10 protein-coding genes are annotated in these 13,133 nt (G+C 68.7%); 1 reads left to right on the forward strand and 9 read right to left on the reverse strand.

Annotated elements, in window-relative coordinates; translation table 11 throughout:
- Positions 1–80: 80 nt before the first annotated feature.
- Positions 81–2,804 (reverse strand): preprotein translocase subunit SecA, encoded by a 2,724-nt coding sequence (secA, locus tag AB7878_RS06015; RefSeq protein WP_369493487.1) that lies wholly within the window; start codon positions 2,802–2,804, stop codon positions 81–83.
- A 203-nt stretch (positions 2,805–3,007) separates the two neighbouring features.
- Between secA and AB7878_RS06020 the strand changes: the two genes are divergently transcribed.
- Positions 3,008–3,463, forward strand: a complete 456-nt coding sequence (locus AB7878_RS06020) for a DciA family protein (RefSeq protein WP_369493488.1) — start codon at positions 3,008–3,010, stop codon at positions 3,461–3,463.
- Positions 3,464–3,614: 151 nt separating this feature from the next.
- Here AB7878_RS06020 and lpxC read toward each other — a convergent pair whose 3' ends face one another.
- The 8 genes from lpxC to ftsW form a co-directional block, all read right to left on the reverse strand.
- Complete coding sequence (gene lpxC / locus AB7878_RS06025; RefSeq protein ID WP_077482741.1) at positions 3,615–4,529, reverse strand: UDP-3-O-acyl-N-acetylglucosamine deacetylase; 915 nt, start codon at positions 4,527–4,529, stop codon at positions 3,615–3,617.
- A gap of 446 nt (positions 4,530–4,975) precedes the next feature.
- Positions 4,976–6,154 (reverse strand): cell division protein FtsZ, encoded by a 1,179-nt coding sequence (ftsZ, locus tag AB7878_RS06030; protein ID WP_369493489.1) that lies wholly within the window; start codon positions 6,152–6,154, stop codon positions 4,976–4,978.
- Between the two features lie 268 nt (positions 6,155–6,422).
- Positions 6,423–7,661, reverse strand: coding sequence for a cell division protein FtsA (ftsA, locus tag AB7878_RS06035; RefSeq protein ID WP_369495727.1), 1,239 nt, complete (start codon positions 7,659–7,661; stop codon positions 6,423–6,425).
- Between the two features lie 13 nt (positions 7,662–7,674).
- On the reverse strand, positions 7,675–8,415 hold the full coding sequence (locus tag AB7878_RS06040; protein WP_369493490.1) for a cell division protein FtsQ/DivIB: 741 nt from the start codon (positions 8,413–8,415) through the stop codon (positions 7,675–7,677).
- Positions 8,412–9,380: a D-alanine--D-alanine ligase gene (locus tag AB7878_RS06045; protein WP_369493491.1), complete on the reverse strand. Its 969-nt coding sequence runs from the start codon at positions 9,378–9,380 to the stop codon at positions 8,412–8,414. Before AB7878_RS06045 ends, AB7878_RS06040 begins: the two co-directional genes overlap by 4 nt.
- Positions 9,380–10,825 (reverse strand): UDP-N-acetylmuramate--L-alanine ligase, encoded by a 1,446-nt coding sequence (gene murC / locus AB7878_RS06050; protein ID WP_369493492.1) that lies wholly within the window; start codon positions 10,823–10,825, stop codon positions 9,380–9,382. The genes AB7878_RS06045 and murC overlap by 1 nt, the downstream gene beginning before the upstream one ends.
- Entirely contained in the window at positions 10,822–11,898 is a 1,077-nt protein-coding gene (gene murG, locus AB7878_RS06055; protein WP_369493493.1) for an undecaprenyldiphospho-muramoylpentapeptide beta-N-acetylglucosaminyltransferase, read from the reverse strand. The genes murC and murG overlap by 4 nt, the downstream gene beginning before the upstream one ends.
- The gene (gene ftsW, locus AB7878_RS06060) at positions 11,895–13,133 is read right to left on the reverse strand and encodes a putative lipid II flippase FtsW (protein ID WP_369493494.1); all 1,239 of its coding nucleotides are present in this window, start codon (positions 13,131–13,133) and stop codon (positions 11,895–11,897) included. Before ftsW ends, murG begins: the two co-directional genes overlap by 4 nt.

Genomic DNA, 13,133 nt, shown 5'->3' on the forward strand with positions numbered 1-13,133 from the left:
GCGCTGACGCGCAACGGATGCCTTTCGCAAAAGGCTCCATCGCGCGCCAGCGCGCTCCTGCGGTTTCACGACCCGTGGCCTCAGGCCAGCTGCCCGTGGCAGTGCTTGTACTTCTTGCCCGAGCCGCAGGGACAGGGTTCGTTGCGGCCCACGCGCGGCGTGTCGGGCTGCTGCAGGTGCATGGCGCCGGCGGCCACGCTGGCGGGATCGGCATCCAGCGCCGCATCGGGCGCGCCGCCGCCACTGGCCAGCATCTGCCGCTGCAGGCGTTCGGCGAGACGCTGCTGCTCGGCCTCCATCGCGGCGACTTCCTCCTCGCTGCGGATGCGGATGCGCGCCAGCATCTGCACCACCTCGGCCTTGATGCGGTCGAGCATGTCGGAGAACAGCCGGAACGACTCGCGCTTGAACGCCTGCTTGGGATCCTGCTGGGCATAGCCCACCAGGTAGATGCCCTGGCGCAGGTAGTCCATGTTCGCCAAGTGTTCCTTCCAGGCGTTGTCGACCACGGTCAGCATGATGTGCTTCTCGAGCGCCCGCATGGTTTCGGCGCCGATCTGCGCCTCCTTGGCCTGGAACAGCTCGTCCACGCCGCCGCGCACGTGTTCGAGGATCATCGTCGCGTCGATCTCGCTCTGCTGTTCGAGCCAGCGCGGCAGGTCCTGCGCCAGGCCGAACTTGCCTTCCAGCTCGCGGTCGAGTCCGGGGACGTCCCACTGCTCGTCGATGCTGTCCGGTGGCACGTGCTCGCGCACGATGCTCTCGACCACGTCGTGGCGGATGTCGGCCACGGTGGCGGAGACGTCCTCGCCTTCCAGCAACTCGTCGCGCTGGCGGTAGATCACCTTGCGCTGGTCGTTGGCGACGTCGTCGAATTCGAGCAGGTGCTTGCGGATGTCGAAGTTGTGCTGCTCGACCTTGCGCTGCGCCTTCTCGATCTGGCGGCTGATCATGCGGTCTTCGAGCGCGTCGTTTTCCTTCATGCCGAAGCGCTTCATCCAGCGGATCAGGCCCTCGCCGCCGAAGATGCGCAGCAGGTTGTCCTCCAGCGACAGGTAGAAGCGCGAGGAACCCGGATCGCCCTGGCGGCCGGAACGGCCACGCAGCTGGTTGTCGATGCGGCGCGACTCGTGGCGCTCGGTGCCGATGATGTGCAGGCCGCCGGCGGCCAGCACCTGCTCGTGCAGCTTCTTCCAGTCGGCCTTGACGCGGGCGCGGTCGACCTCGGTGGCTTCCGCCGGCAGCGCGGACAGCGCCGCCTCCAGGCTGCCGCCGAGCACGATGTCGGTGCCACGGCCGGCCATGTTGGTGGCGATCGTCACCTGCCCCGGCGCGCCGGCCTGGGCCACGATGTGCGCCTCGCGCTCGTGCTGCTTCGCGTTCAGCACCTCGTGCGCGACCTTGGCCTTGCGCAGCTGTTCCGACAGCAACTCGGACACCTCGATCGAGGTGGTGCCCACCAGCACCGGCTGGCCGCGCTTGTGGCAGTCCTTGATGTCTTCGATCACCGAGTTGTACTTGGCCTGCTGGCCGAGGAAGACCAGGTCGGCGTTGTCCTTGCGGATCATCGGCTTGTGGGTGGGAATCACCACCACCTCCAAGCCGTAGATGCTCTGGAACTCGAACGCCTCGGTGTCGGCCGTGCCGGTCATGCCGGACAGCTTCTTGTACATGCGGAACAGGTTCTGGAACGTCACCGTGGCCAGCGTCTGGTTCTCGCGCTGGATCGGCACGCCTTCCTTCGCTTCCACCGCCTGGTGCAGGCCATCCGACCAGCGCCGGCCCGGCAGGGTGCGGCCGGTGAACTCGTCGACGATGATGACCTCGCCGTCGCGCACGATGTAGTCCACGTCGCGCTGGTAGATCGCGTTGGCGCGCAGCGCGGCGTTGAGGTGGTGCACCACGGCGAGGTTCTTCGAGTCGTACAAGCCGCTGTCCGCGCTGATCACGCCGGCTTCGCGCAGCAGCTCGTCGGCATGCTGCATGCCGTCCTCGGACAGGTGCACCTGCTTCTGCTTCTCGTCCACCCAGTAGTCGCCGGCGCCCTCTTCCTCCTGCTGGCGGATCATGCGCGGCACGACCTTGTTCACCGCGAGGTACAGCTGCGGCGAATCCTCGGCCGGGCCGGAGATGATCAGCGGCGTGCGCGCCTCGTCGATCAGGATCGAGTCCACCTCGTCGACGATGGCGTAGTTGAGGCCGCGCTGGTAGCGCTGCTCCTTGCTGAGCGCCATGTTGTCGCGCAGGTAGTCGAAGCCGAACTCGTTGTTGGTGCCGTAGGTGATGTCGGCGGCGTAGGCCTTGTGCTTGTCGGCATGGTCCATGCCCGGCCACACCACGTCGGTGCTGAGGCCGAGGAAGCTGTACAGCTTGCCCATCTGCGCCGAGTCGCGGCGGGCTAGATAATCGTTCACGGTGACCACGTGCACGCCCTTGCCGGCCAGCGCGTTGAGGTACACCGGCAGCGTCGCCACCAGGGTCTTGCCCTCGCCGGTGCGCATCTCGGCGATCTTGCCCTGGTGCAGCACCATGCCGCCGATCAGCTGCACGTCGTAATGGCGCATGCCGAGCACGCGCTTGGCGCCCTCGCGCACCACAGCGAAGGCTTCGGGCAGCAGCTTGTCCAGCGACTCGCCCGCGGCGACACGCTGCTTGAACGCCTCGGTCTTGCCGCGCAATGCCTCGTCGTCCAGCTTCTCGAACTCGGGCTCCAGCGCATTGATGCGCGCCACGGTCCGCGACAACTGGCGCAGCACGCGCTCGTTGCGGCTGCCGAAAATGCTGGTGAGGGCACGATTGAGCATCGATCTTCCGGATGACAAGGACAAAGGGCCGCGCGTTGGCGCGAACCAAACGGGCATATTACTACACGGGCCCGGACGGCAGGCATGACGAAGGCGCCGGCGATCTCCCGGGATGGCGGCGCCGGCACGCGGATTCAAGAGCGGCGCGCGCGGCCTGCGGCAGGTATCATCGACACATCGACCCTACCCGGAGCCGTCGGACCATGTCCCGCGCCGCCTCGCGCCCTCGCGGCCCGCAAGCACTCGGCGCCTGCGGATCCTTCGCCACGCTGGCCGGCAAGGCCGCCGCGCTGGATGCACTGGATCGTGCGCTGCGCCAGACCTTGCCGATGCCGCTGCGCGGCGAGGTGCGCTTCGCCAACCTGCGCGGCGGGCGGCTGCTGTTCCTCGCCTCCACGCCCGCCTGGGCCACGCGGCTGCGCCTGCTGCAGGCGCAGATTCTCGCGACCGCCCGCCACCTCGACATCCGCGCCGAGACCCTTGGCGTCAAGGTGAGCCCGCTGCCGCGGATCGAGCTGGAACCCGAGCGCACACGTACGCTGTCGCCCGCGGCCGCGACCCATCTGCGCGCTGCGGCTGCCGCCGCGGCCGATCCCGAATGGCAGGAGCTGTTCGGCAAGCTGGCCGCTCTGGCCAAACCCGACGAATCACCTCGCTGAATCGGCAACGTCTTCGCGATCATCCCTGATCGCCTGGATCAAACGGGCAGCCATCAATCGCTGCACATCCAAGAAAGCCGAAAAAAGCCGCCGCATCGTGGGATGCGGCGGCTTTCTGTTTCTTGCCCGCTGACGGCCGCGCTATGCGCGATCAGATCGCCTGGGCGGGATGGGCGTAGGAGATCGGCGAGGTGGCCGGATCGTCCTGGTAGCTGACTTCTTCCCAAGCCGTGGCGTCCGCCATCAGGGTGCGCAGCAGCTTGTTGTTGAGCTCGTGGCCGGACTTGTGTGCGTGGTAGGCGCCGATCAAGCTGTGGCCGAGCAGGTAGAGGTCGCCGATCGCGTCGAGGATCTTGTGCTTGACGAACTCATCCTCGTAACGGAGGCCGTCCTCGTTGAGCACGCGGTAGTCGTCCAGCACCACGGCGTTGTCCATCGAGCCGCCCAGCGCGAGGTTGTGTTCGCGCAGCATCTCGATGTCGCGCATGAAGCCGAACGTGCGCGCGCGGCTCACTTCCTTCACGAACGAGGTGGTGGAGAAGTCGATCTCGGCGCGCGAGGTGCGCTTGCTGATGATCGGATGGTTGAACTCGATCGAGAAGCCGACCTTGAAGCCCTCGAACGGTTCGAAACTGGCCCACTTGTCGCCTTCCTGCACCTTCACCGGTTTCTTGATCCGGATGAAGCGCTTGGCCACGTTCTGTTCCTCGATGCCGGCGGACTGCAGCAGGAACACGAACGGGCCGGCACTCCCATCCATGATGGGAACCTCCGGCGCCGACAGATCCACGTAGGCGTTGTCGATGCCGAGGCCGGCCATCGCCGACAGCAGGTGCTCGACCGTGGCAACGCGCACCTCGCCGTTCACCAGCGTGGTGGAGAGGCGGGTGTCGCCGACGTTGTCCTGCCGCGCACGGATGTCCACCGGCGGATTGAGGTCCGTGCGGCGGAACACGATGCCGGTGTTGGGCGCCGCGGGGCGCAGAGTCATGTACACCTTGTCGCCGGTGTGCAGGCCCACGCCGGTGGCGCGGATGATGTTCTTGAGCGTGCGCTGCTTGATCATTGTCGTTGGTACCTGCCAAGTAGCAGCCAATCAGGGGTCGGATGCTAACACAGTTTTAACCAGCTGCAATAGCAAACCGTACCGTACAGTCTGGTCGAGCCTTCATGCGCCCTTCATCCCGGAAGGCACACCCGTGAACATGGTCCGCTCGCCAGGCGAGCGGGGCGACACGATACCCCGGGCCGGGACGGGATTCCGGCACCGGGGTAACGGATCGGCCATCCGGGCTTTCGCCCAAGCAGCCGGTCATGCGCCCTCCCTGACGCATCGTCTTGCGGATTCCAGGCCCGAACGCGCCAGACGGTCATTCGCTGACCGGCGCGGCTGCGCACTGCGGCAACAGACCCGAGTCCACCCTTCATGTTTCTGCAATGACCCGTTGGACAGGTGTTTTGTTCCACTCCTTCTTAACAAGCACGGGACGTGCGGTTCAGGCGTCGACGACCTCAGTCGGCCTGGCGGCGCAGGAAGGCCGGAATGTCCAGGTATTCCAGCCCGCTGTCCTGGCGGGCCGGAGCCTCGCTGCGCGGATTGGCGCTGATCGACGGTTCCGGCTGGGCATAGTCCACCACCTCGTTGCCGGTACCGGTGCGCAGCACCACCGGACGCGGGCGCTGGCGCATCTCGACCTGCTTCTGCTCCACGATGCGCACGTTGCGCGAGGCGGGGGCGCGGTTGAGGCCGGTGGCGACCACGGTGACGCGCACCTCGTCCTTCAGCTCGGCGTCGAGCGAGGTGCCGATCACCACGGTGGCGTCCTCGCTGGCGAAGTCGTGGATGATGCGCCCGATCTCGTCGAATTCGCGCATGGTGAGGTTGGGACCGGCGGTGACGTTGACTAGGATGCCGCAGGCGCCGTTGAGGTTGACGTCCTCCAGCAGCGGGTTCTTGATCGCCTCCTCGGCCGCGGCCTGGGCGCGGTCGTCGCCGCTGGCGGTGCCGGTGCCCATCATCGCCAGGCCCATCTCGCTCATCACGGTGCGCACGTCGGCGAAGTCCACATTGATCAGGCCCGGCGCGGTGATCAGGTCGGCGATGCCCTGCACGGCACCCTGCAGCACGTTGTTGGCGGCCTTGAACGCGTTGATCAGGGTGACCTCGCGGCCCAGCACGCTGAGCAGCTTCTCGTTCGGCACGGTGATCAGCGAGTCGACGTGCTGGCTGAGGTCCTCGATGCCCTTCATCGCCACCTGCATGCGGCGGCGGCCCTCGAACGGGAACGGCTTGGTGACCACCGCCACGGTGAGGATGCCCTTCTCCTTGGCCAACTGGGCCACCACCGGCGCCGCACCGGTGCCGGTGCCGCCGCCCATGCCGGCGGTGATGAACACCATGTCGGCGCCTTCCAGCATCGCCTCGATGCGCTCGCGGTCCTCCAGCGCGGCCTGGCGGCCGACTTCGGGATTGGCGCCCGCGCCCAGGCCCTTGGTGACGTTGGAACCCAACTGCAGATGGGTACGCGAGTTGCAGCTGGTCATCGCCTGCGCATCGGTGTTGGCGACGACGAACTCCACGCCCTCGATGTTGGCGTTGATCATGTGTGCCACGGCATTGCCGCCGCCGCCGCCCACGCCGATGACCTTGATGACTGCGTTTGGTGCAAGTTTCTCGATCAGCTCGAACATTTCCCGTCCTCCAGAGTTGTTGTCGTTGTAACCGCGGGTGGCGACTCCTGTCGCTCCGTGGTGGTGGGCGGACATCCCGCCGCCCGTGGCTGCGCCTCCTGCGCCGCCGTATTCCGTTGCTCGAGCGACTGCCGTCCTGGCAGTCGTTCGGGTCGGCCAGTCCGGCGCATGTCCGGACTGGCCTCCGCGATCAGGCATTCAAATGCCTGATCACGGGCAAACCCATCCATGGGTCTGCCGGGCGCTTCGCATTTCGCGAGGCACCCGGTCAGAAGTTCTTCGTAAGCCAGCTGCGCCACTTGCCGAGCAGGCCGCCGACGTTGCCGAGCGCCGGGCCGGCACCACCGCGCACCGGTGCGTTGTGGCGCGAGCCGTGCAGCAGCAGGCCCACGCCGGTGGCGTGCAACGGGCTGCTGATCACTTCGCCGAGGCCGCTGATCTCCTGCGGCACGCCCAGGCGCACCATCTTGTGGAAGATCTCCTCGGCCAGCTCCAGCGCGCCCTCCATCTTCGAGGCGCCGCCGGTGAGCACCACGCCGGCCGCCACCAGGCTGTCATAGCCCGAGCTGCGCAGCTTGTCCTGCACCATCTCGAAGATTTCCTCGTAGCGCGCCTGCACGCTCTGCGCCAGCGCCTGCCGCGCCAGCCGGCGCGGCGGGCGGTCGCCCACGCTGGGCACCTGGATGGTTTCCTCGGCGTGCGCCAGCCCGGTCTGCGCGCAGGCGTACTTGATCTTGATCTCCTCGGCATGCGCGGTCGGCGTGTGCACGCCGTAGGCGATGTCGCCGGTGACCTGGTCGCCGCCGATCGGCAGCGAGGCGGTGTAGCGGATCGAGCCCTGGGTGTAGATCGCGATGTCGGTGGTGCCGGCACCGATGTCGACCAGGCACACGCCCAGCTCGCGCTCGTCGTCGGTGAGCACCGCCTTCGCGCTGGCCAGCGCCGAGGGCACCAGCTCGTCCACCGACAACCCGCAGCGCTGGATCGACTTGGTGATGTTCTGCACCGCCGCGGCCGCGCCGGTGACCAGGTGCACGTTCGCCTCCAGCCGCACGCCGCTCATGCCGACCGGCGAGCGGATGCCGTCCTGGCCGTCGATGCGGTATTCCTGCGGCTCCTTGTAGAGCACCTTGTGGTCGGCCGGAATCGCCACCGCGCTGGCCGCCTCCAGCACCTGCTCCAGGTCGCCCGGCGTCACTTCGCGGTCGCGGATCGCCGCGTTGCCGTGCGAGTTGCGGGTTTCCAGGTGGCTGCCGGAGATCGAGGCGCAGACCGAGCGGATGTCGCAGCCGGCCATCAGCTCGGCCTCCTCCACCGCGCGCTGGATCGAGTGCACGGTGGATTCGATGTCCACCACCATGCCCTTGCGCATGCCGCGCGACACATGGGTGCCGATGCCGATCACGGTGATCGGCTCGCCCGGCTCGTACTCGCCCACGATCGCGGTCACCTTGGAGGTGCCGATATCGAGGCCGACCACCAGCTGCTTGTCGTTGCGCGTCTTCATATGCATGGCGTCCTCATGAGCGGCGCGTCACGTTGGTCTTGGCGGCGGGTGCCGGTTGCGGCCAGCGCACGGCGAACCCGTTGGTGTAGCGCAGGTCGGCGTAGACGAAACCCTCGTCGTGGCCGGCCATCAATTGCGGATAGACATCGAGGAAGCGGCGCAGCCGTGCGCCGGCGAGATCGCGGTCGCCGATCACGATGCGCGCGCCGTTCGCCGTGGTGACGCTCCAGCTGCCACGCGCGGTGAGCGCCACGCCGTTGATCGCGAGATGCGTGCCGGCGAAGGCCTTGCGCACGTCGGCGTAGAAGCTCACCACCTCGGCGAGGCGGTCGTCCGGCCCTTCGAGGTCCGGCAGCGTGGCGGCATCGGCGACGCCGATCGGCGCGTCGAACACCTTGCCCTGCCGGCTGATCAGCTGCTTGTCGTTCCAGCGCGCGAACGGCTGGCGCTCGATCACGCGCAGCTGCAAGGTGTCCGGCCAGCGCTTGCGCGCCTCCACCGATTCCACCCACGGCAGCGCCGCCACCGCCTGCTGAACGCTGTCGAGGTTCAGCGCGAAGAAGCCCTTGCCCAGCCGCGGCAGCACGGCGGCGCGGATCTCGTCCATGTTCACGTGCCGGAACTCGCCCTGCACCGTGAGCTGCGTCACCGGCCAGCGACCGGCGGCGAACCAGCCGTGCAGCACGCCGACGACCGGCAGCGCCACCAGGGCGATGGCGAGGCACCAGGCGACGAGGCGGACGCTTCCCCTCATGCACCCTCCCGGAAGCTCGTCTCGAGCACGCGCCAGCACAGCGTCTCGTAGTCGACGCCGGCGGCGCGGGCCGCCTTGGGCACCAGCGAGTGCGAGGTCATGCCCGGCGCGGTGTTCACTTCCAGCAGCCAGTTGCGGCCCTGGCGGTCGCGCATCACGTCGACCCGGCCCCAGCCGGCGCAGCCCAGCGCGTCGAACGCCTGCAGCGCCAGCGCGCGCAGCCCGCTTTCGGCATCGCCTTGCAGGCCGGGGCACAGGTACTGCGTGTCCTCGGCGATGTACTTCGCGTTGTAATCGTAGAACGCGCCCTTCGGCACGATGTGGATGGAGGGCAGCACCTCGCGACCGAGGATGCCGACGGTCAGCTCGTCGCCCTCGATCAGGGTTTCCATCAGCAGGTCGCCGGGGTACTTCGCCGCCAGCTCGACCGCGCTGTCCAGCTGCGTCTCCTCGAACACGCGGGTGACGCCCACGCTGGAGCCTTCGCAGGCCGGCTTCACGATCAACGGAAAGCCGATCGTGCGCGCCGCCGCGTGCACCGCTGCGGCGTCGGCGCCGCGCGCCAGCGCCACGAACTTCGGCGTGGGCAGGCCCAGCGACTGCCACACGCGCTTGGAACGCGGCTTGTCCATCGACAGCGCCGAGCCGAGCACGCCCGAGCCGGTGTACGGCACGTTGAGCGATTCCAGCGCGCCCTGCAGCACGCCGTCCTCGCCGCCGCCGTGCTGGCCGTGCAGGATGTTGAACACGCGTGCGAAGTGGCCGGCGCGCAGCGCGTCGAGCAGCGCCGGGATGCCGTCGATCGCGTGCGCGTCCACGCCGCGCGCCTTGAGCGCGGCCAGCACGTTGCGACCGGAATCCAGCGAGACCTCGCGCTCCGCCGAGCTGCCGCCCATCACCACGGCGACGCGGCCGAAGTCTGCGGGGTTCGAGATGCGCGAGGCAGGATTCGTCGTGACGGCCATCAGGCGGCTCCTTTGGTCTTCAGTTGGCCCAGCTGCGCGAGTTCCACCGCCGCCGCGCCGATGTCGCCGGCGCCGAGCAGCAGCAGCAGGTCGCCGTCGCGCAGCAGCGTCGGCAAGGTGTCCTTGAGTTCGCGCGGATGCTCGACCAGCACCGGGTCGACCTTGCCGCGCGCGCGCACCGCACGCGCCAGCGCGCGGCCGTCGGCGCCGGCGATCGGCGCCTCGCCGGCCGGGTACACCTCGGTGAGCACCAGCACGTCGGCCTCGGCCAGCACGTTCGCGAAGTCGTCCAGCAAGTCGCGCGTGCGGCTGTAGCGATGCGGCTGGAAGCCCACCACCAGCCGCCGTTCCGGCCAGCCGCCGCGCGCCGCGGCGAACACCGCGGCCAACTCGCTGGGGTGGTGGCCGTAATCGTCCACCAGCAGGGCCGTGCCGTGATCCAGCGCGATCTCGCCACGGCGATGGAAACGCCGGCCCACGCCCTGGAAGCTCGCCAGCGCGCGGGCGATCGCCTCCGCACCCACGCCAAGCTGCCAGCCGATGCTGGCGGCGGCCAGTGCGTTGAGCACGTTGTGCCGCCCTGGCAGGTTCAGCGTCACCGGCAGCGCCTCGGCGCGGCCCGGCAGGTGCAGGTCGAAGTGCATCTCGAAACCGTGCTGCGACACGTTGGAGGCGCGCACGTCGGCGTCCGCCGTGGCGATGCCGTAGGTCATCACGCGGCGCGTGGTGGTCTTCGCCAGCTCGGCCACTTCCGCGTCATCCACGCACAGCACGGCGAGGCCGTAGAACGGCAGCCGGTGCAGGAAATCGGCGAAGGCCTTCTTCACCTCGGCGAAGTCGCCGTGGTAGTTCTCCAGATGATCGGCGTCGACGTTGGTGACCGCGGCGATCACCGGCGACAGCAGCAGGAAGGAGCCGTCCGACTCGTCGGCCTCGGCGACCAGATACTGGCCGGTGCCCAGCCGCGCGTTCGCGCCGGCCGCATTGAGCTGGCCGCCGATCACGAAGGTGGGGTCGTAGTTCGCCTCGGCCAGCACGCTGGCGACCAGGCTGGTCGTCGTGGTCTTGCCGTGCGTGCCGGCGATCGCGATGCCACGGCGGAAGCGCATCAGTTCGCCCAGCATCTCCGCACGCGGGATCACCGGGATGCGCGCGGCGCGCGCGGCGAGCAGCTCGGGATTGTCCGGCTTGATCGCGCTGGAAGTCACCACCACGTCGGCGTCACCCACGTTCGCGGCGTCGTGGCCCGTGTGCACCACCAGTCCCAGCCGCGCGAGACGCTGCGCGGTGGGCGAGTTCGCCTTGTCCGAACCCGACACCGCATAACCCAGGTTGTGCAGCACCTCGGCGATGCCGCTCATGCCCACGCCGCCGATGCCGATGAAATGCACGCGGCGGAATGTGGTCATCAGGTCTTCGTGCGCGAGCAGGCGACGCGGGGTCATGCGGCCACCTCCAGGCAGGCGCGGGCAATCACGTCGGCCGCGTCGGGCTTGGCCAGCGTGCGGGCGGCTTCGGCCATCGCGAGCAGGCGCACGCGGTCGGCCAGCAGCGCGTCCAGGCGCTGCGCAAGTTGTTCCACGTTCAAATCGCGTTCCTGTATCAGTTCGGCGGCGCCGGCGGCGACCAGCGCCTCGGCATTGCGGGTCTGGTGGTCGTCCACCGCGTGCGGGAACGGCACCAGCACCGCGCCCAGCCCGGCCGCGGTGAGCTCGGCCAGGGTCAGCGCGCCGGCGCGGCAGACCGCGAGGTCGGCCCAGCCGTAGGTGCCCGCCATGTCCTCGATGAAGGGCACCACCTGCGCCTCGATGCCGGCCTTCGCGTATGCCGCGCGTGCCTCGTCGAGGCCGCGGTTGCCGCACTGGTGCAGCACCTCCGGGCGACGCTCCGGCGGCAGCAACGCCAGCGCCTGCGGCAGCGTGAGGTTCAGTGCGCGCGCGCCGAGGCTGCCTCCCAGCACCAGCAGGCGCGCATGGCCTGCTCGACCCGCAAAACGCTGCGCCGGCGACCCCAGCGCAGCGATTGCGCCGCGCACCGGGTTGCCCACCCACTCCGCGTTCGGCAGCGCGTCGGCGAAACCGGCCAGCACGCGCTGCGCATGCGCGGCGAGCTTGCGGTTGGTGAAACCGGCCACGCGGTTCTGCTCGTGCACCAGCAACGGGCGATGCAGCAGGCGGGCGGCCAGACCGCCGGGGCCGGCCACATAGCCGCCCATAGACAGCACGCTGCGCGGCTTGAGCTTGCGCAGCACGCCGAACGCGGACAGCAGCGCGCGCACCAGCATCAGCGGCGCCGTGAGGCGCGTCTTCCAGCCCTTGCCGCGCAAACCGCCCACGCGGATGGCGTGCAGCTCGATGCCGTGCGCCGGCACCACCTTCGTCTCCATGCCGCCCACCGCGCCCAGCCAAGCCACCGGCACGCCTTGCGCGCGCAGTGTCTCGGCCACGGCGAGGCCGGGGAAGATGTGGCCGCCAGTGCCACCGGCCATGATCAGCACGGGACGCTGCGCGGTATTCATGCCACCGCCGCCTCGCGCGGACGCACCGCGTCGTTCACGTCCGGCGCCGCCACCGCCTCCGGCATGCGCTTGGCCATCTGCCGCGCGTCCAGCGCGCGATTGATCTCCCAGGTGGCGCGCAGCAGCACACCGGCCATCGCGCAGGTCAGCACCATTGACGAACCGCCGTAGCTGATCAGCGGCAGGGTGAGGCCCTTGGTCGGCAATGCACCGAGGTTCACGCCCACCGAGACGATCGCCTGCATCGCCAGCATCAGCGAGATGCCGAACGCGACGTAGCCGGCGAAGCGCTGGCCCACCTCGACCCCTTTGAGGCCCAGATACAGGCCGCGCCCCACCGCCAGCGCGAACAGGCCCATCACCAGCATCACGCCGACCAGACCCAGCTCCTCGCCGATCACCGCGAAGATGAAGTCGGTGTGCGCCTCGGGCAGGTAGGACAGCTTCAGCACGCTGGAACCCAGGCCCACGCCGGTCCACTCGCCGCGGCCGATCGCCATCAGCGACTGGGTGAGCTGGAAGCCGTCGGTGAACGGGTGTTCCCACGGATTCATGAACGAGGTGAGCCGCTTCACGCGGTAGCTCTCGCCGGTCGCCGCGATCACCAGCAGCGGCATCAGCGGCAAGCCCATCACGAACAGGTAGATCGGCCGCGCGCCACCCAGCCAGACCATCGCGATGGTCACCGAGATCACCAGCGTGGCCGAACCGAAGTCGGGCTGCGCCAGCAGCAGCAGCACGATGATGCCGGCCACCGCGATCGGCTTGATCAGGCCGAGGAACTTCGTCTCGATGCTGTCGCGGTGGCGCACCAGGTAGCTGGCGAGGTAGACCACCAGAATGAGTTTTACCGCCTCCACCGGCTGGAAGCTGGTCACCACCAGGTTCAGCCAACGGTGCGCGCCGTTGATGCGCATGCCCAGGTGCGGCACGAACACCGCCAGCAGCAGCACGAAGGCGATCAGCATCAGGTGGAACGCGTACTTCTCAAGCAGCTTCAGCTCGGTGCGCATCGCCATGCCGGCCGCCACCGCGCCCAGCGCCAGGAACAGCAGGTCCTTCTTCAGGTAATAGAACGCGCCCACATGGCTGCTGTCGGCCACCGCGATCGAGCTGGAGGTCACCATCACCACGCCGATGCTGGCCAGGCCGACCAGCGCGACCAGCAGCCACAGGTCGTAGCTGCCGCGTGGCCCCTGCCGCTTGATCGCCTGCGATGGACCGAAGCCGAACAT

Origin of the sequence: Rhodanobacter humi (assembly GCF_041107455.1) — a bacterium.
In the GTDB taxonomy this organism is placed as follows: Bacteria; Pseudomonadota; Gammaproteobacteria; order Xanthomonadales; family Rhodanobacteraceae; genus Rhodanobacter_A.